Annotated in this window: 24 protein-coding genes; 16 read left to right on the top strand and 8 right to left on the bottom strand. The window is 75.4% G+C overall.

The genetic code is table 11. From position 1 onward, the window contains the following. Positions 1–11 precede the first annotated feature (11 nt). The 3 genes from QSK00_RS25655 to QSK00_RS25645 form a co-directional block, all read right to left on the bottom strand. Positions 12–680: a hypothetical protein gene (locus tag QSK00_RS25655; protein ID WP_285595505.1), complete on the bottom strand. Its 669-nt coding sequence runs from the start codon at positions 678–680 to the stop codon at positions 12–14. A gap of 217 nt (positions 681–897) precedes the next feature. Next, complete coding sequence (locus QSK00_RS25650) at positions 898–2,100, bottom strand: MFS transporter (RefSeq protein WP_285595503.1); 1,203 nt, start codon at positions 2,098–2,100, stop codon at positions 898–900. Continuing rightward, positions 2,097–2,684 (bottom strand): HAD-IA family hydrolase, encoded by a 588-nt coding sequence (locus QSK00_RS25645; protein WP_285595502.1) that lies wholly within the window; start codon positions 2,682–2,684, stop codon positions 2,097–2,099. Before QSK00_RS25645 ends, QSK00_RS25650 begins: the two co-directional genes overlap by 4 nt. A 110-nt stretch (positions 2,685–2,794) precedes the next feature. On the opposite strand from QSK00_RS25645, the gene QSK00_RS25640 reads away from it, so the two are divergent. The 3 genes from QSK00_RS25640 (at position 2,795) to QSK00_RS25630 (ending at position 7,089) form a co-directional block, all read left to right on the top strand. After that, positions 2,795–3,919, top strand: a complete 1,125-nt coding sequence (locus QSK00_RS25640) for an ROK family transcriptional regulator (RefSeq protein WP_285595500.1) — start codon at positions 2,795–2,797, stop codon at positions 3,917–3,919. Positions 3,920–4,096: 177 nt separating this feature from the next. Next, positions 4,097–5,908, top strand: coding sequence for a helix-turn-helix domain-containing protein (locus QSK00_RS25635; protein ID WP_285595498.1), 1,812 nt, complete (start codon positions 4,097–4,099; stop codon positions 5,906–5,908). Positions 5,909–6,045: 137 nt separating this feature from the next. After that, complete coding sequence (locus QSK00_RS25630; RefSeq protein WP_285595496.1) at positions 6,046–7,089, top strand: alcohol dehydrogenase catalytic domain-containing protein; 1,044 nt, start codon at positions 6,046–6,048, stop codon at positions 7,087–7,089. An 88-nt stretch (positions 7,090–7,177) separates the two neighbouring features. Here the strand turns inward: QSK00_RS25630 and QSK00_RS25625 are convergent, their stop codons facing one another. Continuing rightward, positions 7,178–8,425: a geranylgeranyl reductase family protein gene (locus tag QSK00_RS25625; protein ID WP_285595494.1), complete on the bottom strand. Its 1,248-nt coding sequence runs from the start codon at positions 8,423–8,425 to the stop codon at positions 7,178–7,180. 24 nt (positions 8,426–8,449) lie between these two features. After that, positions 8,450–8,860 carry a secondary thiamine-phosphate synthase enzyme YjbQ gene (locus QSK00_RS25620; RefSeq protein WP_285595492.1) on the bottom strand — a complete coding sequence of 137 codons (411 nt, stop codon included), beginning with the start codon at positions 8,858–8,860 and terminating at the stop codon, positions 8,450–8,452. A gap of 125 nt (positions 8,861–8,985) precedes the next feature. Between QSK00_RS25620 and QSK00_RS25615 the strand changes: the two genes are divergently transcribed. Further along, complete coding sequence (locus tag QSK00_RS25615) at positions 8,986–9,771, top strand: SDR family NAD(P)-dependent oxidoreductase (RefSeq protein WP_285595490.1); 786 nt, start codon at positions 8,986–8,988, stop codon at positions 9,769–9,771. A gap of 89 nt (positions 9,772–9,860) precedes the next feature. Beyond that, positions 9,861–11,138, top strand: coding sequence for a hypothetical protein (locus tag QSK00_RS25610; protein ID WP_285595488.1), 1,278 nt, complete (start codon positions 9,861–9,863; stop codon positions 11,136–11,138). A 9-nt stretch (positions 11,139–11,147) separates the two neighbouring features. Here the strand turns inward: QSK00_RS25610 and QSK00_RS25605 are convergent, their stop codons facing one another. Further along, positions 11,148–11,573 (bottom strand): anthrone oxygenase family protein, encoded by a 426-nt coding sequence (locus tag QSK00_RS25605; RefSeq protein ID WP_285595486.1) that lies wholly within the window; start codon positions 11,571–11,573, stop codon positions 11,148–11,150. A gap of 38 nt (positions 11,574–11,611) precedes the next feature. Between QSK00_RS25605 and QSK00_RS25600 the strand changes: the two genes are divergently transcribed. Beyond that, positions 11,612–12,169 (top strand): TetR/AcrR family transcriptional regulator, encoded by a 558-nt coding sequence (locus tag QSK00_RS25600; RefSeq protein WP_285595484.1) that lies wholly within the window; start codon positions 11,612–11,614, stop codon positions 12,167–12,169. A gap of 48 nt (positions 12,170–12,217) precedes the next feature. Here the strand turns inward: QSK00_RS25600 and QSK00_RS25595 are convergent, their stop codons facing one another. Continuing rightward, positions 12,218–12,673, bottom strand: coding sequence for a ferritin-like domain-containing protein (locus QSK00_RS25595; RefSeq protein ID WP_285595482.1), 456 nt, complete (start codon positions 12,671–12,673; stop codon positions 12,218–12,220). Next, positions 12,670–13,137 carry a hypothetical protein gene (locus QSK00_RS25590; RefSeq protein WP_285595480.1) on the bottom strand — a complete coding sequence of 156 codons (468 nt, stop codon included), beginning with the start codon at positions 13,135–13,137 and terminating at the stop codon, positions 12,670–12,672. Before QSK00_RS25590 ends, QSK00_RS25595 begins: the two co-directional genes overlap by 4 nt. A gap of 178 nt (positions 13,138–13,315) precedes the next feature. On the opposite strand from QSK00_RS25590, the gene rimP reads away from it, so the two are divergent. From rimP to truB, 10 genes are all read left to right on the top strand, one after another. Next, positions 13,316–13,879: a ribosome maturation factor RimP gene (gene rimP / locus QSK00_RS25585; protein WP_285595478.1), complete on the top strand. Its 564-nt coding sequence runs from the start codon at positions 13,316–13,318 to the stop codon at positions 13,877–13,879. After that, the gene (gene nusA / locus QSK00_RS25580; protein ID WP_285595476.1) at positions 13,876–14,874 is read left to right on the top strand and encodes a transcription termination factor NusA; all 999 of its coding nucleotides are present in this window, start codon (positions 13,876–13,878) and stop codon (positions 14,872–14,874) included. The genes rimP and nusA overlap by 4 nt, the downstream gene beginning before the upstream one ends. A 50-nt stretch (positions 14,875–14,924) precedes the next feature. After that, a complete protein-coding gene (locus QSK00_RS25575; protein ID WP_285595474.1) occupies positions 14,925–15,314 on the top strand; it encodes a YlxR family protein in 390 nt (129 codons plus the stop codon). 61 nt (positions 15,315–15,375) lie between these two features. After that, positions 15,376–18,507, top strand: coding sequence for a translation initiation factor IF-2 (gene infB, locus QSK00_RS25570; protein WP_285595472.1), 3,132 nt, complete (start codon positions 15,376–15,378; stop codon positions 18,505–18,507). A 31-nt stretch (positions 18,508–18,538) separates the two neighbouring features. Next, positions 18,539–18,835 (top strand): DUF503 domain-containing protein, encoded by a 297-nt coding sequence (locus tag QSK00_RS25565; protein ID WP_285595470.1) that lies wholly within the window; start codon positions 18,539–18,541, stop codon positions 18,833–18,835. 21 nt (positions 18,836–18,856) lie between these two features. Then, entirely contained in the window at positions 18,857–19,309 is a 453-nt protein-coding gene (rbfA, locus tag QSK00_RS25560) for a 30S ribosome-binding factor RbfA (protein WP_285595468.1), read from the top strand. Positions 19,310–19,386: 77 nt separating this feature from the next. Then, positions 19,387–20,733: an MATE family efflux transporter gene (locus QSK00_RS25555; protein ID WP_285595466.1), complete on the top strand. Its 1,347-nt coding sequence runs from the start codon at positions 19,387–19,389 to the stop codon at positions 20,731–20,733. Between the two features lie 77 nt (positions 20,734–20,810). Continuing rightward, positions 20,811–21,572, top strand: a complete 762-nt coding sequence (gene fabG / locus QSK00_RS25550; protein ID WP_285595464.1) for a 3-oxoacyl-ACP reductase FabG — start codon at positions 20,811–20,813, stop codon at positions 21,570–21,572. A 67-nt stretch (positions 21,573–21,639) separates the two neighbouring features. Beyond that, on the top strand, positions 21,640–22,326 hold the full coding sequence (locus QSK00_RS25545; protein ID WP_285595462.1) for a hypothetical protein: 687 nt from the start codon (positions 21,640–21,642) through the stop codon (positions 22,324–22,326). 37 nt (positions 22,327–22,363) lie between these two features. Next, positions 22,364–23,290, top strand: coding sequence for a tRNA pseudouridine(55) synthase TruB (gene truB / locus QSK00_RS25540; RefSeq protein WP_285595460.1), 927 nt, complete (start codon positions 22,364–22,366; stop codon positions 23,288–23,290). Positions 23,291–23,430 lie beyond the last annotated feature (140 nt).

Below are 23,430 nucleotides of genomic sequence, written 5' to 3'. Positions count from 1 at the left end.
GCCGCTCGGCGTCAGCCGAGACCCACGCACACCCCGGCGACGACCTTCGCGCACACCTTCACGCCGCCGCCGCCACCGCCCCCGCCGCCCGACGAGCCGCCACCCGAGCTGCCCGAGCTGCCCGAGCTGCCCGAGCTGCCCGAGCTGCCCGAGCTGCCCGACGACCCTCCCGACCGACCCGACCCGGAGGAGCCGCCCGACCCGCCCGACCCGGATGACGATCCCGAGCCGCCCGAGGAGCCGCCCGAGGAGCCGCCCGAGGAGCCGCCGGAGGAGGCGCCCGACGTCCCGGCGGACCGGGACGACGCCCCGCCCGCTGCGCCGCGCACGGTCCCGGCGCCGGACGTCGCGTCCGGGATCGGGGCGACCGCGGCCCCGGCGATCGGTGCTACCACGGCCGGGACCGCCGGGACCCCCGCGGCGGGCGGGGGCTGCAGGCCCGTGGTGACCGCCGCGACGGCCGGGCCGGGCGCGCTGCCGCCCACGGGGACCGCAGGCGCCACGGCCGGCGCCACCGAGGTCGGCGCGGGGTCCTCGCCGGTTCCGACGATCAGCAGGGTCGCGACCCCGGCGACCCCCAGCACCGCGGCGGCGGCCACCACGAGGGCGAGGAGCGTCGCCCCACCCCAGGTGCGTCGACGACGGTGCCGAGCCGTCGACCTGGTCCCCAGCACGCCCACCCCTGCCCCCTTCGTGCGGCCTCGGTGCCGACGTGTCGACCACGGTGGGGGTGATGTGAGCCGTCCCCGGACGGTCCCACTCGCCCGGACCAGCGGGTACGCCCGGACGGCCGATCCGCCGATCGCGGCCGGGACGTCCGGTCACCCGGATGACCGCGTTCGCTCCCAGGAAGGGAGGGGAACTCCGCAGGTTGGTGCGACCGGTCGTCGGGAAGGGTCAGCGGCGGCGCTCGAGCGCGACGCTGACGCCGAAGACGACCAGCCCGAGCACCGGGAGGGCCGCCCCGACCAGGGCCGGCGCGTCGTAGCCGAGACCGGCCGCGAGGACCGCACCGCCGAGGGCCGCGCCGATCGCGTTGGCGATGTTGAAGGCCGAGTGGAAGCTGGCCGCGGCGAGCGACGGGCCCTCGGCGGCGAAGTCCATCAGCCGCCCCATCAGGGCGGGCCCGGCGGACAGGCCGACGAAGCCGAGCAGGAACAGCCCGACCGCCGCGGTCACCGGGTGGTGCGCGGCGAACACGAACGCGAGCAGTACGAGCGAGTACACGGCCAGCGCGACCGCGATGGTCGCGCGCGGCATCCGCTCGGCGAGGCGACCACCGACGACGTTGCCGACCGTCATGCCGATGCCCAGGGCGCCGAGCAGCAGCGGGACGGTGCCAGCGTCGACGCCGGCCTGGTTCGTCAGGATCGGGCTGATGTAGCTGTACACCGCGAAGAGGCCGCCGAAGCCGGCGCTGATCGCACCGAGGGTGAGCCAGACCTGCGGGCGGGTCAGGGCGGTGAGCTCGCCGCGGACGCTGCCGCCCTGGGCCGCCGCGGCGTTCGGCACGAGCAGGACGACCGCGAGCACGGTGACCAGGGCGATCGCGGTGACCGCGACGTACGCCGAGCGCCACCCGAACGTCTCGCCCAGCCACGTCGCGGCGGGCACGCCGACGATGTTCGCGATCGTCAGACCCAGCATCACGGCGGCGAGGGCGCGGGCCCGACGGGCGGGCTCGACCAGCGCGGCCCCCAGCACCGCCGCGGTGCCGAAATAGGCGCCGTGCGGCAGCCCGGCGAGGAACCGCAGCGCCACGAACGGCACGAACGCCGGGGCGAGCGCGGACAGGGCGTTGAACACGACCAGCGCGGTCGCGAGGACGACGATCAGCTTCTTGCGGGCCCACCGGGCGCCGGCGATCGCGATCAGGGGAGCCCCGACGACGACGCCGAGCGCGTAGGCACTGATGGCCACACCCGCCGTCGGGACCGAGACCCCGAGGTCGGCGGCGAACCCGGGCAGCACGCCCATGCTCGCGAACTCGGTGGTGCCGATGGCGAGGCCGCCGAGCGACAGGGTGGCGAGGCTGACGCCGGTGGGGACGGTGAACCGGGGCGTCCGGGTCCCGGGGGCGGTCTCGAGGACGGCGCTCATCGCGTCAGCTCCAACAGGTCGGTGAGGCTGGTGATCGGGAGATCGGCGTCGATCCCCTTGAGTCCGGCGACCCGCGCGCCGGCGGCCTTCCCGGCGGCGGCGCCGGTGGCGGTGTCCTCGACGACGAGGCAGCGGGTCGGGTCGGCGCCGAGCAGCTCGGCGGCCCGCAGGTAGCCCTCGGGGTGGGGCTTGCCGTGGGTCAGCTGGTCGCGGGTGACGAGCAGGGGCGGGGTGATGCCGGCGGCGCCGAGCCGGAGCCCGGCGAGGCGGGCGTCGGCGCTGGTGACGACGGCCCAGGGCACCGTGAGTGCGGCGACGAGCTCGTGGGCGCCGGGCGCGGCGACGACCCCGTCGAGATCGTTGTACTCCTTCGCCAGCTGCGCACGCCCGTGGGCCTCGGCGTCCAGGTCCGGGCGGACCTCGCGGACCGTGTCGGCGGCCGGACGACCGGGCATCGTCGCGAGCACGAGGTCCTCGTCGACGTCGTTCTCGCGGGCCCAGGCCCGCCAGACCCGCTCGACGACGGCGTCGGAGTCCACGAGCGTGCCGTCCATGTCGAACAGCACCGCGTCCACGACCGTCACCTCTCCGCCCACCTCCACATCGCTTTTCCTCGCCAACCGAGCATAATGGCGGGATGTTCCCGACGGCGGGTGGTGAACCCGGGTTCCGGTGTGAGCCCGGTCGCGGGGCCGTGGACCGCTGGCGCACGGCCGCCCGGGTGCTCGACGCGGTGCGCCGCGCCCCGGGGCTGACACGGGTCGCGCTGGCCGACGAGCTGCGCCTCTCGAGCGCGACGACGACGGAGACCGTCGCCCGGCTGCGTACGGCCGGCTGGATCGCCGAGGAGCGCGCGCCGGTCTCGGGACGCGGACGGCCGACGACCCGCCTGACCCCGGCCGCGGACGGCCCGACGGTGCTGGCCCTGGACCTGCGCCACGAGGACTGGCGGCTCGGGGTCGCGGGGCTCGACGGGATCCCCACGGTGGTCGCGACCGGACGACGGGTCCGTGCGTGCCCCGAGGAGGTGGCCGAGGCCGTGGGCGCGCGGGGTGCGCTCGCGCTGGCGGTGTCGTTCCCGGCACCGCTGTCCGACGGCCGGGTCGTGCGCGCCGGCGAGCTGGACTGGACGACGCTCGATCCGGCGCGGCTCACCGGCGGGGCGGGGCTCCCGGTCCTCCAGGGCAACGACGCGACCCTCGCCGGGCTGGCCGAGGCGCGGTCGGGGGCCGCCGCGGGCGCGGGGACCGCGCTGTCGGTGCTCGTCGAGGTCGGCCTGGGCGGCACCCTGCTCCTCGACGGTCGCCCGCAGACCGGGGCCCACGGCGCCGCCGGGGAGTTCGGCCACCTGCCGTTCGGGGACCCGACGGTCGACTGCCCGTGCGGGGCGCGCGGCTGCTGGGGGCCGGAGGTGGACGGGTACGGGTTGGCCCGCCGCCTCGGGATGCCGGCGCCGTCCGACCCGCGGACGTTCGCGTCGACCGTGCTGGATCGCACCGACGACGCCGCCCGAGCGGCCGCCGCGGGGGCTGCGGCCGCGCTCGGCCGGGGCATCGCGGGGCTGGTCAACGCGCACGACCCCGACGTCGTCGTGCTCGGCGGACTCGCTCCGCGCCTGCGCGGCCCGGCCTTCGACGACGCCTACACCGCAGGCCTCATGGCGTGGCGCCGCTCCGCTCCCACCCCGGTGCGCGACGCCGTGCTGGGGTCCGACGCGGCCCTGCACGGCGCGGTCGCCCTGGCGCTGGACGAGGTCACGAGCGCGGAGGGCCTGGCCCGGGCGGCCGACCCCCACGCGTCCGCCGTGGCCCACCGCTGAGCGAGGGCGTCCGGACAGCGTCGCGGTCTCGGTCGCCCGATCGGCACGCGGACGTGGTCATCGCGGTGTGCGAGCCGATGCGGCCGTGGGCGCCTGCGACCTGACCCCGGGTGCAGGGTCTGCCGACGTCCCAGCTTTCTGGTGGGCGGCCCGCGGGGCGGCCTAGCGTGCGAGGTCGTGACGGCGGCCCGCGTGCTCGACGCCGCCCGCGAACGCTTCCGGCGCGGCGGTCGGGCGGCCCTGCCCACCGGGATCGTGCGCGAGGAGATCGTCGCCTCGTGGGAGCGCTCGACGGCCACGCCGTCGGACCCGCCGTTCGTCGGACACCACGACGGCGGCCCGCTCGTCGCGGCGGCGGACGCCGTCCTGCACCGGTTCGTCCGGGAGAACGCCGAGACGGGGTGCTCGGTCGCGCTCGTCGGTGACGACGGCGTCGTCCGGGTCCGCTACGACACCGACCCGGCGCTCGGCGAGCTCCTCGACTCCGCCGGGTTCGTCCCGGGGCACCGGTGCGACGAGCGCGCGGTCGGCACGACGGCGGCGGCCGTCGCCGGGGCGACGGGCCTGGCCGTCGTCGTCGAGGGCCCGGAGCACCTGCACCCCGCCTGGCGGGTGCTCCGCGAGGGGGCGGCACCGGTCGGCACGGGGCGCGTCGTGGTGGTCGCGCACGCGGCGGACCCCGTGTCGCTCGCGGTGGCCCGGCTGCTGGCCGACGCGGTGGCCGACCACGACGAGCGCGACCGCCGACGACGCGTGCTCGCCGTCCACGACGCGATGTCGGCCCTCCGCGCCGAGGGCGTGCCCTGGGTCGTGGCCGCGACCGACGACGAGACCTGGCTCGGCCGGGCGGTCACGTCGCTGCCCGACGCCGACCGGCAGACCCTGGGCGACGCGCTCACCACGAGCGTCCTGCTCGGCGAGACCGGCGGGCCCCGCCACCTGGACCTGCCGTCCGGGGTCTGCGCCGAGGTCGACCTGCGCGAGGTGCGGGGTGGCGACGGCGAGGTGTTCGGAGCCGTCCTCGCGGGCGGGCCGGTCGCGGCGCACGCCGGGACCGGGCGCGTGAGCCTCGCCGCCCGGGAGGCGCGACGGCGTCAGGGCTCCCACGTCGCACCGACGGCCCGGCGGGACTTCGCCGCGGACCTGCACCGCGACCCGTCGTCGGGTGAGGAGGCCCGTCGTCGCGCGACGCAGGAACTGTTCGGCCCCTACGAGCGGATGCGGCGCGACGCCACGGCGGCCCTCGGCGGTCGGCGGCACCTGCTGCTGGTGGGGGAGACCGGGGTCGGGAAGCGGACCCTGGCCCGTGAACGGTTCACCCACCTCTTCCCGCGGGGGACCTCGACCACCGTGGACTGCTCGGGTCCCGCGGACGACCTGCGCCTCGATCCCGGCCGCGGGGACGCCCACCTGGTGCTGCTCGACCAGCTGCACGCCCTGACGCCGGTGGTGGCCCGCCGGCTCGACGAGGCGCTGCGGCCGCTGACCGCGGTGCCGGGCCGCGTGGTTGTCGTCGGGTGCCTCGACTCGGCGGCGGTCGACGCCGCCCGCCCGTACGGCCTGCTGCTGCGCCACTTCCACGACACGGTCCGCGTCCCCGCCCTGCGTCACCGCACCGACGAACTCGCGGGACTCGCGCAGGCTGTGCTGCGCGCGATGAGCGGTGCCCGGTCGCTGCGCCTCTCCCACCAGGTCGTCCGGGTGCTCGAGGGCTACGCGTGGCCGGGCAACCTCGCCGAGCTCGAGGACGTGCTGCGCTACGTCGTGGCGCGCAAGCCCGTGGGCATCGTGCAGCCGCCGGACCTGCCCGCGCTGTGCTTCACCAGTGCTCCGCGCCTGACGATGCTGGAGACCGCACAGGCCGACGCGATCATCCATGCGCTGTACGAGACGCGCGGGAACCGCTACAAGGCCGCCGCGATGCTCGGGATCGCGCGGTCGTCGCTCTACCGCAAGATCGACGCCTTCGGGATCAGCTACATCGCCTGAGGACTGTCCCGGGAGTGGGACAGCCGCCGGCCGGCGCGGTCGACGGGCGCCGCGAACCGTCCCGGAATCGGACAGTCGTCGTGTGGCCCACGCCATAGCGTCGGGGTCGCCGCCCAGGCGAACCAACGGAGGTCGCGATGAAGGCTCTGGTGTACCACGGTCCCGGTCGGAAGGCGTGGGAGGACGTCCCCGACGCGGCGATCGTCGAACCCACCGACGTGGTGGTCAAGGTCGACACGACCACGATCTGCGGCACCGACCTCCACATCCTGCAGGGCGACGTGGCCGCGGTGACCGACGGGCGCATCCTCGGCCACGAGGCCGTCGGCACGATCACCGAGATCGGCGCGGCCGTCCGCGGCTTCGCGGTCGGCGACCGGGTGCTCGTCCCGGCGATCACGAAGTGCGGCCGCTGCGAGTACTGCCAGCGCGGCATGCCGTCGCACTGCCAGACCGTCGGCGGCATCGGCTGGATCTTCGGCCACCTCATCGACGGCACGCAGGCCGAGTACGTCCGCGTGCCCTACGCCGACACGTCCCTCTACGCCGTGCCGCCGGAGGTCACCGACGAGCAGGCGATCTTCCTGGCGGACTCCCTGCCCACCGGCTACGAGGTCGGCGTCCTCGCGGGCGGGGTGCGACCGGGCCACACGGTCGCCGTGGTCGGGGCCGGGGCGGTGGGGCTCTCGGCGGTCCTGACGACGGGTCTGTGGGGGGCCTCGAAGGTGATCGCGATCGACTCCAACAAGTTCCGCCTCGAGAAGGCCCTGGAGTTCGGCGCGACCGACACCGTGGAGGTGGGACCCGGCACGGTGTCCGACGTGGTCGGTCTGACCGACGGGCTCGGGGTCGACGTCGCCATCGAGGCGGTCGGCTACCCGGAGACCCTGCTGACCGCGGCCTCGCTGGTGCGCCCCGGCGGCACGATCGCGAACGTCGGCGTCCACGGCACGCCGGTCGAGATCCCCATGCAGGACATGTGGATCGCCAACGTGACCCTGACGATGGGGCTGGTCGACACCGTGTCGATCCCGACGCTGCTGAAGATGGTCGCCTCGGGCCGCATCCCCGCCGAGAAGATGGGGACGCACTCGTTCACCTTCGACCAGATCGACGAGGCCTACGACGTCTTCGGCAACGCCGCGGCGAACCTCGCGCTCAAGGTGGTCATCACGCCCTGACCCGACCGCGAGGTGCACCTGGGGCAGGTCCGAGGGCCGTCGGACCTGCCTGGTGTGCCCCTCGCGAAGACGGTGGCCGCCGCCGGGATCAGCCCGCCGCGACCGGCGTGCGGCGCAGGTCCGCCGCCGGGAACGGCGGGAGTTCGTCGGCCTTCAGCGACGCGCGGCCGGCCAGCCGCCACGCCCGGGCCACCACGTCGTGGTCGGCCTCGGTGACGAGGTTGCCCATGACGCGCAGGGCCACCGTCATGAGCGCCTTCGACCGCATGCCGACCGGTCCCGCGACCGGCAGCAGCTTCGGCACCGTCAGGAGCTTGGCGAGGCGACGGGCGATGGAGAACGCCGAGCCGTAGTGCTCCCGGAGCGTCGCCGGCCAGGCCAGCGACCAGTCGTCCTCGGTCAGCAGGTCGACGATCAGCCGCCCGGTCTCGAGCCCGTAGTCGATGCCCTCGCCGTTGAGCGGGTTCACGCAGCCGGCGGCGTCTCCGACCAGTGCCCAGTTCCGCCCGGCGACCCCCGACACCGCCCCGCCCATCGGCAGCAGCGCCGACGCGACCTCGCGGACCTCGCCCGAGAGCTGCCAGTCGTCCCGGCGCTGCGCGGCGTAGTGCGCGATGAGCGACCGGAGTCGCACGTTGGCCGGGCGCTTGTCCGTCGCCAGGGTGCCGACGCCGATGTTCACCGACCCGTCGTGCAGCGGGAACACCCAGCCGTAGCCGGAGAGCACCTCGTTCTCGGTGCCGCGCAGTTCGAGGTGCGAGGAGATCCACGGGTCGTCGTGGCGGCCCGAGGTGATGTAGCCGCGCGCCGCGACACCGAAGGCCGTGTCCTTGTGCCACACCCGCCCGAGGACGCGGCCCAGGGTCGAGCGCGCGCCGTCCGCGACGATCAGCCGGCGGCAGGTGATGCGCGACCCGTCGTCGAACACCACCGCCGACACGGCGTCCCCGGCGAACTCGACGTCGACCGCCCGGCGGCCCTCGACCGGCACCGCCCCGCGCTCGAGTGCCACCGACCGGATGCGCGCGTCGAGCTCGGTCCGGGCGACCGCGCCCCCGTGCGCGGGGAGCGAGCCACCCGGCCAGGGCAGCGTCAGGAGCTGACCGAAACCGGCGGCGCGCAGGCCCCGGTTCTCGCCGCGGCCGCGCACCCAGTCGCCGAGTCCGAGTTTCGTCAGTTCGGCGATCGCGCGCGGCGTCAGGCCGTCACCGCAGGCCTTGTCGCGGGGGAAGACGGCGGCGTCGGCGAGGACGACGTCGTGACCTGCCCGGGCGGTCCACGCCGCCGCGGACGACCCGGCCGGCCCGGCTCCGATGACGAGGACGTCGGTGTTCACGTCCACCAGGATGCCAAGATCCGCTCAGCCCGCGAGCAGGCTGAGACGAATCTTGCGCGACGGGTTGTCGCCGTTGGTGTCGACCAGGCACACCGACTGCCACGTGCCGAGGGTCATCCGGCCGCCGAGGACGGGCACCGTCATCGACGGCGCGACCAGCGCGGGCAGCACGTGGTCGCGCCCGTGGCCGGGGGAGCCGTGGCGGTGCCCCCAGCGGTCGTCGGCCGGGAGGATCTCGTGCAGCTGCGCGAGCAGGTCGGAGTCCGACCCGGCGCCCGTCTCGATTACCGCGATCCCGGCGGTCGCATGCGGCACGAACACGTGCAGCAGGCCGTCGTCCGCGCCCACGTCGCGCAGGAACCGCTCGCACTCCGCCGTGATGTCCCGGACCGTCTCCTGGCCGCCGGTGCGGACCTCGATCTCCTCGCTGCGCATCGCCGGGGAGCCTACGTCCGCCGTCCCGACGCCGGGTGCGCGAGACTCCCGCCGCGAGGATGCGGCTCTACTGCCACTGGATGACAGCAACGACGCTTTGCTGCCACGAGGGAGAGGGAGGACACATGACCGACGTCGCCGTCGTGACCGGCGGAGGACGGGGTATCGGCGCCGGCCTGGCGCGGGCGCTCTCCGAGCGCGGCCTGCACGTCGTGGTCACCGACGTCGACGGCGCCGCCGCGACCCGGACCGCGGACGCGCTGCCCGGGCCCGCCACCGCGCTACCGCTCGACGTGCGCGATCCCGGCGCCCACCGCTCGGTCGCCGCCGCGGCGGCCGACCTCGGCGAGGTCACCGTGTGGGTCAACAACGCGGGCGTGCTCTCCACCGCGTCGGTGTGGGAGGCCACCGACGCCGAGGTGACCTCGACGATCGAGATCAACACCCTCGGCGTCGTCCACGGCTGCCGCGCGGCCGTCGACGTGATGCGCCGCGGCGACATCCTCAACGTCGTCTCGCTCTCCGGCCTCGGCCCGACGCCGGGTCTCGCGATCTACGGCGCCTCCAAGGCCGCTGCGCTCTCCTACTCCCAGGCCCTGCACATCGAGCTCGGCGGCGCCCGCCGCCCGATCCGCTGCCTCGCGCTGTGCCCCGACGCGGTGTCGACCGAGCTGCTGCGGGCGGTGTCCGACCGCCCGTCCTCGGCGCTGCTGTTCACCGGCCCGCGGGTGCTCGGCGTCGACGAGGTGGTGGCCGCGGGGATCGCGATGCTCGACGGGCGCCGGGAGCTGCGAGTGCTGCCGGGCTGGCGCGGCTGGCTCACCCGGACGCAGTCGATGCTGCCGGTGGCCGCGCGGACCCTCACCCCGATGGTCGCGCGGATCGGGGAGCGGCGTCGGCCGGGTGGGTGACACGCGGGCGGTGATGGGGCCCGTGACGCTTCTGTGATCTCTCGGGTTACCGTGAGCGCCGCCCGTCGTCACCCGATCGTGGAGGTCGGATGCTCCTCGTCGCCCCGGATCCCCGTCACGGGATCGCCCCGGAGCGCGTGCGTCGGATCCGTCGCCTGCTCGACGGGCTGCCGACGGCGCCCGGAGTGGCGGTCGCGCTCCCGGGCGGGCCGGACGGCGTCCTCGACGCCCTGGTGCTGCGTCCCGACGGGGTCCTCGGCCTCGTGCCGGCGGGCGACCGGGTGCCGGTACCCGCGGGCGGGACGGGCGGCGCGCAGGACCGCGCCGCCGCCGAGATCGACCGGCTCCTCGCGCTGGCCGACCCCACCCCGACCGCGCCCCGCCAGGTCGTCCCGGTGGTCGACCGCGCGGTGCCCGACCGCGCCGACCCGGAGCGCACCGCGGAGGACGCCGGCGTCGGGATCGCCACCGCCGCGAGCCTGGTCCTCACCGCGTCCTCCGGTCCGACGGTCCTCGACGCCGCCGAGGTCCGCCGGCTGTTCGCCGCATGGCGCCTCGCCGAGTTCGTGCCCGGGCCGGCGGACCTCGCCGCGGCCGGGTTCGAGGTCTCGCTGCCGCCCGGGGCCGTGCCCTCGGCCCGGTCCTCCGCCCTCTCCAACCCCGGCGGCCCGCTCGCCCGGCCGGAGACGGCGCCCATCCCGGCGGCTCCGGCCGGGTTGCCGGCTCCCGGGGAGTCACCGCGGCTGGGGAGCGTCCCCGCCGACACCCGCCGTCGTCGTCGGGCCCGGCGCGAGGTGGCCCTCCCGGCGTGGATGGCGACGTGGCGCGGGCTCGGGATCGCCGCCGTCGCCGCCTTCGGGGTGGCCCTCGGGGTGGCCGTCCTCGTGGTGCGGGGCACCGGAGCGGCCCCCGAGGAGATCTCGGCCGACCCGGTCCGCGTCGTCGACGGCGTCACCTGGACCCAGCGCGTCGTGACCACCGACCCGACCTGCGAGGGGCACGCGTACGGCCTCGCCGTGCAGTTCCTGCGCGAGCGGCCCTGCACCCAGCTCGACCGCGCGCTGTGGACCGGCGACGCGAGCGGCACCCCGGTCCTCGCGTCCGTCGCCGTGGTGCGGATGCACGACGCCGCCTCGGCGGCGGCCCTCAAGTCCCTCGTCGACTCGTCGGGGACCGGCAACGTCGCGGACCTCCTCCGCGAGGGCCGGGGATACCCGGGCGCGCCCGCGGGGCTGTCCGGTGCGGGCTACGCGTCGACGCAGCTGGGGGAGAGCGTCGTCATTACCGAGACCGACGCGACGGGCGGGGCGAAGGTCCCCGAGGCGACGCTCGACCGCATCGCCCGGACGGCGCTCGGCCTGCGGTAGCCCCCGCCGTCAGGGGAGACGGGCGACAGCCAGGAGCACGAAGGTCAGCAGCGCGGCCGAGGAGCGCAACACGTCGACCCGCTCCCACCGCCGCACGAGGCCCTGCCAGTCCGCCGGTGGGTCGGTCGGGTCCCAGCGCGCGATCCGCATGTTGATCGGCACGGTCCCGAAGCCGGTGACCACGACGAAGACGGCCAGCGCCCCGACGGCGGCCCAGGCGGCGGCGTCGCCGCCGCGGGCCACGACCACCACGGTCACGACGACGGTCGGCACGATCACCGCCGGGACGACCAGGCGCAGCCGGTGCACCACGGCGATCCGCGCGCGGACGTGGGCGTCGTCGGGCAACGCCCGCAGGGCCGGGGCGAGCCCCCAGCGCACGAGCAGCTCGCCACCGGCGAGGACGCCGCTGAGGACGAGGCAGAGCACGGACATCGGTTCCTCGTTATCGGTCGACCGGTAAGTTGACGGGTATGCCGAAACGTGCGGGCGCGAACGCCGGGCCGGAGACCCGGGAGGCGGTGCTGGTGGCCGCGCGCCGACTGTTCACCGAGCGCGGGTACGACGCGACCTCGATGCGGGACGTCGCGACGGCGGTGGGACTCACCAACGCGGCGCTCTACTACCACTTCGCGGGCAAGGAGGCCCTTCTCGCGGCCCTCTCCCAGGAGCGGCGCGACGAGATCGATGCGCTGGTCGCCTGGGTCGCCGAGCAGGAACCGGGCCCCGGACTGCTCCGCGCGACCGCCCTGCGTCGCGTGGACGCGGCCTCGCAGGAGCAGCTCGACGGTCTGCGGTTCGCGCTGGCGAACCGTCCTGCCCTCGAGCGGGCCACCGCCTCCGCGCAGGCCGTCCGCCCCGGGGTCGACGCCCTCGTCGACGTCCTCGCGGTCGGCGCCGACCCGCCCCGGCGTGTGGTGGTCCGCCTCGCCCTCGAGGCCGTCAGCTGCGCCGGGCTCGCCGCCGGACCGGACGCCGACCTGGAGACGGTCCGCGAGGCCGCCCGGACCCTGGTGCTCGCGTTGACATGAGGAGCAGCTTACTTACCGTCTGATCGGTAAACAAGGGACCCCGGCGGCTCAGGTCGGCGACGTGCCCGGCAGCGACGGCACCTCGGGCGTGACCCCGGCCAGCGCCCGCCACCGCCGCCCGACCGTCGTCGCGGCCACCATCGCCGTCACCCCGGTGGTCCGCAGGTCGCGGTCGTCGGTGCGTTCGAGGACCGCCCGCCACGCCCCGGCGACGTCGTCCTCGGCCGTGACGAGCAGGGCGGCGGCGCTCGCGGCGTCGGTCACCGGTCGCGGGGTCGCGTAGGCGGCCGCTGCGGCCACCGGGCGCCGACCGGCCGCCTCGAGCAGCGCGACGAGCGCGTCGCGACGCTGCCGGTGGGCCAGCGCCGCATCCGCCAGGGGCTGGGCCTGGGCGGCGGGGAGGAACGCCGTCGCGAGCCCGCAGCACCACACGGCCGCGTGCTCGGCGCCGAGAGCGGCCTGCACGGCGTCGGTGGTCGAGGACGAGTCCAACGGTGAGGTCATGCGGCCAGCGCCTCCGTCCAGCCCGCGCACGAGGCGGCCACCGAGGCGACCAGCCCCGCCCGGTAGCGGGCCGTCGTGACGGCCAGCGCGGCACCGGCGTCCCGCGCGGCCCCCAGCGAGGTCCGGAGGGCGGTCACGGCCCCGGCCGCGGACGACGGGGTGCCGGCGGCCGGTGCGGGCGCGTCGAGCACCTCCGCCCGGTCCGGGCGGGCCCGCCGGATCTCGGTCGCGAGCGCCTCGGCGTGCGCCCGGCGGGCCTCGGCGACCGCGGTGAGACGCGTCGCGGCGTCGGGGAAGGCCCGGGCGGCGGCCGCCGCCAGGTCCGCGTCGGCCCGGGCCGCCGTCCACGGCGCCTCGAGCTCGTCGGGCCCCTCGTCGCGGGCGCACCCCGCGGCCCCCAGGGTGACCGTGCCCGCCGTCAGGACGACGAAGGACCGTCGGGAGAGGCGGAGCGACCGGGGCATCACCGGTCATCGTGCCAGCCGGTGGGTGGGGCGAGCGGAGCGACGGGGGATCGGTGGGCGGGGCGAGCGGGGCGACGGGGGATCGGCGGGCGGGGCGAGCGGAGCGACGGGGCCCGTCGGGGCGGGACTACTGTGGGGACACCGCTCCCTCACCCGTCCTGGAGGCTGACCCGTGCCCGTGGGCCCACCCACCGGTGCCGCCGCCACCGCCCTGACGCCCGTCGTGGTCGACGTCGTCGAGCGGGCCGGCTTCGTGCTCGACGACCTCGACGTACGGCCCGCCGGCCGCCGTCAGGTCGTGCGCGTCACCGTCGACACGCCCGACGCGCCCGCCGTCGACGACGGTCCCGCCGGCGGCGTGGACCTCGACGCCGTCGCCGCGCTCAGCCGCGACGTGTCGACCGCCGTCGACGCCCACGAGGAGTCGCACGGCGCGCTCCTGGGTGAGTACACCCTCGAGGTCTCCACCCCCGGTACCGACCGGCCGCTCACCGAGCCGCGGCACTGGCGCAAGGCGTGGCTGCGCCGCGTGGCGGTCACCCTCGTCGACGGCACGAAGCTCTCGGGCCGGGTCGGCGCCGTGACCGACGAGGCCGTCACGCTCGCCGTCGAGAAGGGGCTGCAGGAGGTCCCGCTCGCGCAGGTGGAGCGGGCCGGGGTCGAGGTCGAGTTCAAGCCCGCGCCCGAGGCGCAGGTCGAGGCACTGCAGGACGATCGACGAGAGAAGGAGCAGTCGCGGTGAAGGTCGACCTGATGGCCCTGCGCGCGATCGAGCGCGACAAGGACATCACCTTCGAGACGGTCGTCGCGGCCATCGAGTCGGCCCTGCTGACCGCCTACCGCCAGGCCGGCAACGAGACCCCGGGCGCGCGCGCCGAGGTGGACCGCGCCTCGGGTGAGATCCGCGTCCTCGTGCCCGAGACGGGCGAGGACGGCGAGACGGTCGGCGAGGTCGACGACACCCCGGCGGGCTTCGACCGGATCGCGGCCGCGACGGCCCGGCAGGTCGTCGTCGCGAAGCTGCGCGACGCGGAGAACGACCGCAGCTACGGCGAGTACGCCACCCGCGAGGGCGAGGTCGTGTCCGGCGTCGTGCAGCGGGACGCACGGGCGAACGCCCGCGGTGTCGTCGTCGTCGACATCGGCACGATCGAGGGCGTCATTCCCTCGGCCGAGCAGGTCCCGGGCGAGAAGCTGGAACACGGCGAGCGGGTGCGCTGTTACGTGGTCGGGGTGAGCCGGACCCCGCGGGGGACGGCGGTCACGCTCTCGCGGACCCACCCCAACCTCGTGCGCAAGCTGTTCGCCTTCGAGGTCCCCGAGATCGCCAGCGGGGCGGTGGAGATCACCGCCATCGCGCGGGAGGCGGGCTACCGCTCCAAGATCGCCGTCCGGTCCACCGTGCCCGGCCTGAACGCCAAGGGCGCCTGCATCGGCCCGATGGGCGCGCGGGTGCGCGGCGTGATGGACGAGCTGCACGGCGAGAAGATCGACATCATCGACCACTCGGACGACCCGGCGGAGTTCGTGGGCAACGCCCTCTCGCCGTCGAAGGTGGTCTCGGTCGAGGTGGTCGACCTCCGCGCCCGGGCGGCCCGCGTCGTCGTGCCGGACTACCAGCTGTCGCTGGCCATCGGCAAGGAGGGGCAGAACGCCCGCCTCGCCGCCCGGCTGACGGGCTGGCGGATCGACATCCGGTCGGACGCCGAACCCGGGTCCGACCTGGTCGCGCCCTGAGGGTGGAGACGGGGCTTCGGCAACGATCGCGTGACGCGGTAGAGTCAGACATGGCCCGGACCCGTCCGGCTCACCACGAAGTTCCACCGATCGAAGGACCGGTGCGTACCTGTGTGGGGTGCCGATCGCGGGGGCCGGTGTCGGAACTGCTGCGAGTGGTGGCCGTGGACGGGACCTGTGTGCCCGACCCACGGCGTCGCGAGCCGGGGCGGGGTGCCTGGATGCACCCCGACGCCGACTGTCTGCACCGCGCGGAGCGCCGATCGGCGTTCCCCCGGGCGCTGCGCGTCCCGGGGCCGCTGGACCTCGGTGCCCTGCACGCGCTGCTCGCACCGCAACCGACACCGACCGACCCGGGCGCAGGCCCCGACGCCCGTCGGGGTCGGAGAACCAGGAAGCAGGTCGACCCCCATGAGCCAGCCGTGAAGCACTCGCGATGAGCGCGCAGGCGTAGGACACGAGGTCGCGGGCACGCCGCCGACCTCGAGAATGAGGAGATCAGTGGCAGGCAAGGCCCGGGTGCACGAGCTCGCGAAGGAGCTCGGCGTCACCAGCAAGCAGGTACTTTCGCAGTTGGAGTCCCTCGGCGAGTTCGTGAAGTCCGCGTCCTCGACCGTCGAGGCTCCCGTCGCGCGCAAGCTGCGCGACTCCATGAACGGCGGCGGCAACGGCGGCTCGTCCCGCGGACCGCGCCCCGGCGCCCGTCCCGGCGGTTCGTCCTCCGGCGGCAACGGGAACGGCAACGGCTCCGCGTCGGCTCCGGCCGCCCCGGCGCCCGGCCCGCGCCCCGGTGGCGCGCCGCGACCCGGCCCCGCGGCCCCGGTCGAGCCGGCCGCCCCCGCGGCGTCCGCCCCGGCGGCCCCCGCGCCCGGCCCGGCGGCCCCGAAGCCGTCCGACGGCCCGCGTCCCGGCGCCGAGCGCCCGGGCCCGCGGCCCGGCCAGGACCGGGGTCAGGACCGCGGCCAGGACCGTGGCCCGCGTCCGAGCGGCACCGACCGCCCCGACCGTCAGCCCCGCGGCATCCCGAAGCCGGGCAGCCAGCGCGGCGGCACCGTCGAGCGTGGTGGCGACCAGCGCCAGGGCAACCGCCCCGGGCAGGGTCGTCCCGGCGACCAGCGTCCCGGCGCGCCGCGTCCCGGCCAGGAGCGTCCCGGCCAGGACCGTCCCGCGCAGGACCGTCCGGCCGCCGCGTCCGCCGGCGACACGACGGCCGCCCCGCGTCCGTCCGCGCCGCGCCCGGGTCCGAAGACCCCGCGCGTCGGCAACAACCCCTTCGGCGTCGGTTCCGGGGCCCCGCCCCGTCCGCAGGCGCCGCGTCCCGGCGGCGGTGGCTCCGGCGAGCGTCCGCCCCGTCCGCCTCGTGACGGCGAGGCCCCCATGCCGCGTCCGCCGCGTGACGGCGAGCGTCCCGCAGCGGGCGACCGTCCGCCGCGTCCCGGTGGTTCCGGTGGCGCGAGCCCGGGCAACATGCCCCCCCGCCCGAACCCCGGCATGATGCCGGCCCGTCCCGCCGGTGCGCCCGGTCGTGGCGGCCCCGGTGGTCCCGGCCGTGGTGGCCCCGGCGGTCGTCCCGGTGGCGGCGGTCGTCCCGGTGGCGGCGGCGGTGGCTTCCGTCCCGGTGGCGGTGGCCCCGGTGGCGGTGGCGGTGGAGCGCCCGCGGGCGGTTTCCGCGGTCGTCCCGGTGGCGGCGGTGGCCGTGGTCGTGGCGGCGGTGCCGCGGGTGCGTTCGGTCGCGCCGGTGGCCCGGTGCGTCGTGGCCGCAAGTCGAAGCGCCAGAAGCGTCAGGAATTCGACAACATGCAGGCCCCCTCGGTCGGCGGCGTCCGCCTGCCGAAGGGCCGTGGCGAGACCGTGCGGCTCCCGCGCGGCGCGTCGCTGACCGACTTCGCGGAGAAGATCGACGCGAACCCGGCCTCGCTGGTCCAGGTGCTCTTCCACCTGGGCGAGATGGTCACGGCCACCCAGTCGGTGTCCGACGACATCCTCGAGCTGCTCGGCAGCGAGATGAACTACGACGTGCAGGTCGTGTCCCCCGAGGAGGAGGACCGCGAGCTGCTGGAGTCGTTCTCGCTGTCCTACGGCTCCGACGAGGGCGACGAGGACGACCTGGCGGCCCGCCCGCCGGTCGTCACCGTCATGGGTCACGTCGACCACGGCAAGACGCGCCTGCTGGACACGATCCGCAAGACGAAGGTCGCCGAGGGCGAGGCCGGTGGCATCACGCAGCACATCGGCGCCTACCAGGTCGACACCGAGCTCGAGGGTGTCGAGCGGGCCATCACCTTCATCGACACCCCGGGTCACGAGGCGTTCACCGCCATGCGTGCCCGTGGGGCGAAGTCCACGGACATCGCGGTGATCGTGGTGGCGGCCGACGACGGCGTCATGCCGCAGACGGTGGAGGCGATCAACCACGCCCAGGCGGCCGACGTGCCGGTCGTGGTCGCGGTGAACAAGATCGACAAGGAGGGGGCCAACCCCGCCAAGATCCGTCAGCAGCTCACCGAGTACAACCTCGTCGCCGAGGAGTTCGGTGGCGACACGATGTTCGTCGACATCTCGGCCCGCGAGAACATCAACATCGACGGGCTGCTCGAGGCCGTCCTGCTCACCGCGGACGCCTCGCTGGACCTCCGGGCCAACCCGGACATGGAGGCCCAGGGTGTCGCGATCGAGGCCCACCTCGACCGTGGTCGCGGCCCCGTGGCGACCGTCCTGGTCCAGCGCGGCACGCTCCGCGTCGGTGACTCGGTGGTCGCGGGCGACGCCTCCGGGCGCGTCCGACGGATGCTCGACGAGTTCGGCGAGGACGTGCGCGAGGCCCTGCCCTCGCGTCCGGTGCAGGTCATCGGCTTCACGTCGGTGCCCGGCGCGGGCGACACGTTCCTGGTCGTCGACGAGGACCGCGTGGCCCGGCAGATCGCCGACCGGCGCCGTGCCCGCGAGCGCAACGCGCAGCTCGCGAGCCGTCGCAAGCGCATCTCGCTCGAGGACCTCGACGCCGCGCTGAAGGAGACCAACGAGCTCAACCTGATCATCAAGGGTGACAACTCGGGTACGGTCGAGGCGCTCGAGGACGCACTGGTGAAGCTGGACGTCGGCGACGAGGTCCAGCTGCGGGTCCTGCACCGCGGGGTCGGTGCGATCACCGAGGGCGACATCAACCTCGCGATCGCCTCCGACGTCATCGTCATGGGCTTCAACGTCCGTGCCGAGGGCAAGGCCACGGAGCTGGCCAACCGCGAGGGCGTCGACATCCGGTACTACTCGGTCATCTACCAGGCGATCGACGAGATCGAGGCGGCCCTCAAGGGCATGCTCAAGCCGATCTACGAGGAGGTCGAGCTCGGCACCGCGGAGATCCGCGACGTGTTCCGCTCCTCGAAGGTCGGGACGATCGCCGGTTGCCTGGTGACCGAGGGGATCATCCGCCGCAACGCCAAGGCCCGCCTGGTGCGCGACGGTGCGGTGATCGCCGAGAACCTGACGATCAGCTCGCTCAAGCGGTTCAAGGACGACGCGACCGAGGTCCGCGACGGCTACGAGTGCGGTCTCACGCTCGGGTCGTTCAACGACATCAAGGTCGATGACAAGATCATGACCTACGAGATGCGGGAGAAGCCGCGCGAGTGACGGTCGTGAACCCGGCCCGGGGGTGCTGACGGTGTACGTCGGCACCCTCGAGCTGGACCTGCTGCTCGGCGACGTGTCCTCGATCAAGCAGAAGCGCTCGATCGTGCGACCCGTCGTCGCCGAGCTGAAGCGGAAGTACGCGGTCTCGGTCGCCGAGGCCGGACACCTCGACCTCCACCGCCGCGCCCTCATCGGCGTGGCGGTGGTGGCCGCGGACGCCGAGCACGTCGGTGACGTGCTCGACCACTGCGAGCGCCTGGTCAGCTCACACCCCGAGTTCCAGGTGCTCTCCGCGCGGACCCGATGGCTGGGCCCGCACGACGACTGATCTGTTGGAGGATGGCCCGAGATGGCCGATGCACCCCGCGCCCGGCGCCTCGCCAAGCGGATCATCCAGATCGCCGCCTCGACCCTCGAGCACGAGGTGAAGGACCCGCGTCTGAAGCTGGTCACCATCACCGACGCCCGGGTCACCGCGGACCTCCGCGAGGCGACGGTCTACTACACGGTCTACGGCGACGAGACCGACCACGAGAACTCCGCGGCCGCTCTCGCCAGCGCGACCGGCGTGGTCCGCACCGCGGTCGGCCGCCAGACCGGCGTCCGCCACACCCCGTCGATCGCCTTCGTGGCCGACGCGGTGCCCGAGGGCGCCGCCCGCATGGAGGAGCTGCTCGCCGGGGTGCGCGCCGCCGACCAGGAGGTCGCCTCGCTCGCCGCGGGTGCGACCTACGCCGGCGAGTCCGACCCGTACCGCAAGCCGCACGAGGACGACGACGAGGATCCGGACGACGAGTCCTGACCCCGCCCCTGCCCCCGTGGCAGGAAAGCGTCGTTGCTGTCGTCCAGCGGCAGAGAAGCCACATCGTCGGGGAGCCCGTGACCACCTCGCTCGACGCCGGGCCCGCCCGGGTGCTGTCCCTGTCCGCGGCCGCCCTGGTGGTGCTCGTCGCGGAACCGCTCTACCTGCTGGTGGACACCGCCGTGGTGGGCCGCCTCGGGGCATTGCCCCTGGGGGCGCTCGCGGTCGGCGCGGTGGTCCTCGCGCAGGTGTCGTCGCTCGGCACGTTCCTCGCGTACGGCACCACGGCGCGCGCCGCTCGGGCGTTCGGGGCGGGCCACCGTGACCGGGCGGTCGCCGAGGGCGTGGCCGCCACCTGGCTCGCGTTGTTCGCCGGGTTCGCCGTCGTCGTGATCGGCCAGCTGGTCGCGCGACCCGTCGCGGACGCGCTCGGCGGCGGTGGGGTCCTGGCCGACGAGGCCGTCGACTGGATGCGGATCGCCCTGTTCGGGGCGCCCGGCATCCTCGTCGCGATGGCCGGCAACGGCTGGATGCGCGGCGTGCAGTCCACGCGCGCACCCGTCCTCGTGGTCCTCGCCGGCAACGGGGCGTCCGCGATCGCGTGCCCGATCCTGGTGCACGGGGTCGGACTGGGCCTCGAGGGTTCGGCGATCGCCAACGTGGGAGCGCAGACGATCGTGCTCCTGCTGTTCGTCGGCGCCCTCGTCCGCGAGACGGTCCGCCTCGGCGTCACCCTGCGCCCGGTCCCCGCCGACCTCGCGGCCCAGCTCGGCCTCGGCCGCGACCTCCTGCTGCGCAGCCTCGCCTTCCAGGCCTGCTTCCTCTCCGCGACGGCGGTCTGCGCGCGGTTCGGGGCGTCCTCGGTGGCCGCGCACCAGGTCGTCCTGCAGCTGTGGACGTTCATGGCGACCGTGCTGGACTCCCTGGCGATCGCCGCGCAGCAGCTGGTCGGCGCGGCCCTCGGCGCCTCGGCGGCGTCCTCCGCCCGCACCGTCACCCGGCGCGTGACCGGATACGGGATCGTGCTCGGCGTCGCCGCGGGCCTGCTGTTCGCCGCGCTCGCCGGCGTGCTGCCGCGGGTGTTCACGCCGGATCCGACGGTGCTCGCCACGATCCCGGCCGCCTGGTGGTTCTTCGTGGCGCTGCAGCCGATCGCCGGCTTCGTGTTCGCCCTCGACGGGGTGCTGCTCGGCGCGGCCGACGCGGCGTTCCTGCGTCGGCTGACGCTCGGGTGCGCGCTCCTGGGTTTCCTGCCGGCCATCTGGGCCTCGCTGGCCTTCGGGTGGGGCCTGGCCGGCGTGTGGGCGGGACTGTCGCTCTTCATGCTCGGCCGCGCGATGGGGGTGGGGCTGCGGGCCCGGGGGGACCGGTGGATGGTGACCGGGGCGAGCGCAGCGTCGCGAAGGGCGACCGGTCAGGCGTGACCGGTCCCACCCGACGTGGGGAATGAGCCGGGTGCAGGATGGCCCGGAACCGACCCGTTCCTGGAGGTCCCTCTGCCATGACCGCTCCCACTCCCCGCGTCGCGATCGTCACGGGCGCCGCCCGCGGTCTCGGGGCCGCGACCGCGCTGCGCCTGGCGTCCGACGGACTGGCCGTCGCCGTGATCGACCTCGACGAGTCCGCCGCCAAGGGCACCGCGGACGCGATCACCGAGGCCGGCGGGAAGGCCATCGCGGTCGGCGCGGACGTCTCCGACGCCGACGCCGTCACCGCGGCGGTCGAGCGGATCGTCTCCGAGCTCGGCCCGCCCACGGTGCTGATCAACAACGCCGGGATCACGCGGGACAACCTGCTGTTCAAGATGTCCGAGTCCGACTGGGACCAGGTCATGGGCGTGCACCTGCGCGGCTCGTTCCTCATGACCCGCGCGGTCCAGGGCCACATGGTCTCCGAGCAGTTCGGGCGGATCGTGAACCTGTCGTCGACCTCGGCGCTGGGCAACCGCGGCCAGGTCAACTACTCCGCGGCCAAGGCGGGCCTGCAGGGCTTCACCAAGACCCTCGCGATCGAGCTCGGCCGGTTCGGCATCACCGCCAACTGCGTCGCCCCCGGCTTCATCGCCTCGGAGATGACGAAGGCGACCGCCGAGCGCCTCGGGCAGGACTGGGAGGAGTGGCAGGCCGCGCGCGCCAAGGAGATCCCGGTCCAGCGCGTCGGCGTGCCGGAGGACATCGCGAACATGGTGTCGTTCTTCGTCGACGAGCGGGCCGGCTACGTGTCCGGGCAGGTCATCTACGTCGCGGGCGGCCCGAAGACGTAGGTCCTGCCTTCCTGACGTCGGGTCGCGCCCGGTCTCGTTGTCGGGGGTCCGTGCTTCCCTGCAGGGCATGAGCACGATCTGGGACCCGGGCGCGACGGCGTGGCTCCGGGAGGTGCGGGACCGGTGGCGGGCCCTCGGGCTGCTCGGGCTCCTCGAGGACGCCGTCGCCGCCGTCTGGGAACGGAACGTCGCGCGCCACGATCCGGCGGTCGCGGGGGACACCGCGCTCACGCTCGGGCTGACCTCCTCGGAGAATCTGCGGACCCGGCTGCTCGTGGTGGCGTCGGAGTGGGCGGGCCGCGGCGTGCGCATCGGCGCGCCCCGCAACTCGCTGGTCGTCGAGCACGAGCACGTGGCCCTGCACGCGATGAAGGCGCCGCCGGGTCACGGCCCGGCGCCGAACTTCGCCGCGCTGCGCTGGGACGGCGCGCTCCGGATCGCGGCGGCGGCCGAGAACGGGACGGGGTACGTGCCGGTCGGCGGGCAGCTGGCGCTCGACGGCCTGCCGGTCCCGCGCCGGGCGCCCGAGGCGCCGGCCGGGCTGCGGCACGTCGTGCTCGTGTGGACCGGTGACCCGGCGACCGTGACGACGTCGGGCTGGCTCGCGGTGCCCTGGGAGGGGGCGCTCGGTGCCGACCCGCCGGCTGCGGCGTGGCTCGCGGCCCTGCCGGTGTGGTCGCACGGCCCGCCGGACGTGCCGCACCCGCCCGACGTCCCCGCCGTCTCGATCCCGTTCGGACTGCTGTCCCCCTGATCGCCGTGGCCGCGCGGGCAGGGGAGGATCCGGGGCGATGAACGCCAAGGCTCCCCGCCGCCCGCCCCCGCCGCCCGGCCTCCTCGTCGTCGACAAGCCGTCCGGGTGGACCTCGCACGACGTCGTCGGCAAGGCGCGCCGCCTCGTCGGTACCCGGAAGGTCGGGCACGCCGGGACGCTGGATCCGATGGCGACCGGGGTCCTGGTCCTCGGCATCGAGCGGGCGACGAAGCTGCTGGGCCACCTCGCGCTCGACACGAAGACCTACCTGGCGACGATCCGGCTCGGAGCCGCCACCAGCACCGACGACGCGGAGGGCGAGGTCACGGCGTCCGCCGACGCGAGCGGGGTCACCGACGCCGCGGTCGGTGCGGGGGTCGCCGCCTTGACGGGGGACATCGAGCAGGTCCCGAGCACCGTGTCGGCGATCAAGGTCGACGGGAAGCGCGCGTACGAGCGGGTGCGCGCGGGCGAGGAGGTCGAGCTCCCGGCCCGTCCGGTGCACGTCGCGCGCTTCGACGTGCTGGCCCGTCGGCGCGAGGGGGAGACGGTCGACCTGGACGTGCTCGTCGACTGCTCGTCGGGCACCTACGTCCGGGCCCTCGCGCGCGACCTCGGCGCGGGCCTGGGGGTGGGAGGCCACCTCACGGCGCTGCGTCGGACGCGCGTCGGCCCCTTCACCCTCGCCCACGCCCGCACCGTCGACGAGCTCGCCGCCGAGGCCGACGGGGAGGCCGGGCGGGCGGCACTGTCGCTGGACCTGGACGCCGCGACCGGCACCGCGTTCCCGCGCCGCGACGTCGACGCCGCGGGGGCGGCCGACCTGGCCCACGGCCGCCCGCTGCCGCCGACCGGCGACCCCGGCACCACGGCGGTGTTCGGCCCGGACGGGCACGTCATCGGCCTGGTCGCCGACTCCGAGGGCCGTGCCCGGCCGGTCCTGGTGCTGGCCCCCGCGACCTGAACCCCTCGATCGGCCGCGAGCTGCTCCTATGTCAAGCGGCAGCGGGGGTTGGGGTGTGTTCGGTCTGTAGGAGCAGGTTGAACACGACGCGGGCGAGGCGTCGTTTGAGGGCGCGGAGGGCGTCGTTGTGTCGGTCGCCG

It is taken from the genome of Actinomycetospora sp. NBRC 106378 (assembly GCF_030269685.1).
Taxonomy (GTDB): domain Bacteria; phylum Actinomycetota; class Actinomycetes; order Mycobacteriales; family Pseudonocardiaceae; genus Actinomycetospora.
The sequence above is the reverse complement of the archived record's forward strand: the minus strand, read 5'-3'. Positions and strand labels throughout refer to the sequence as shown.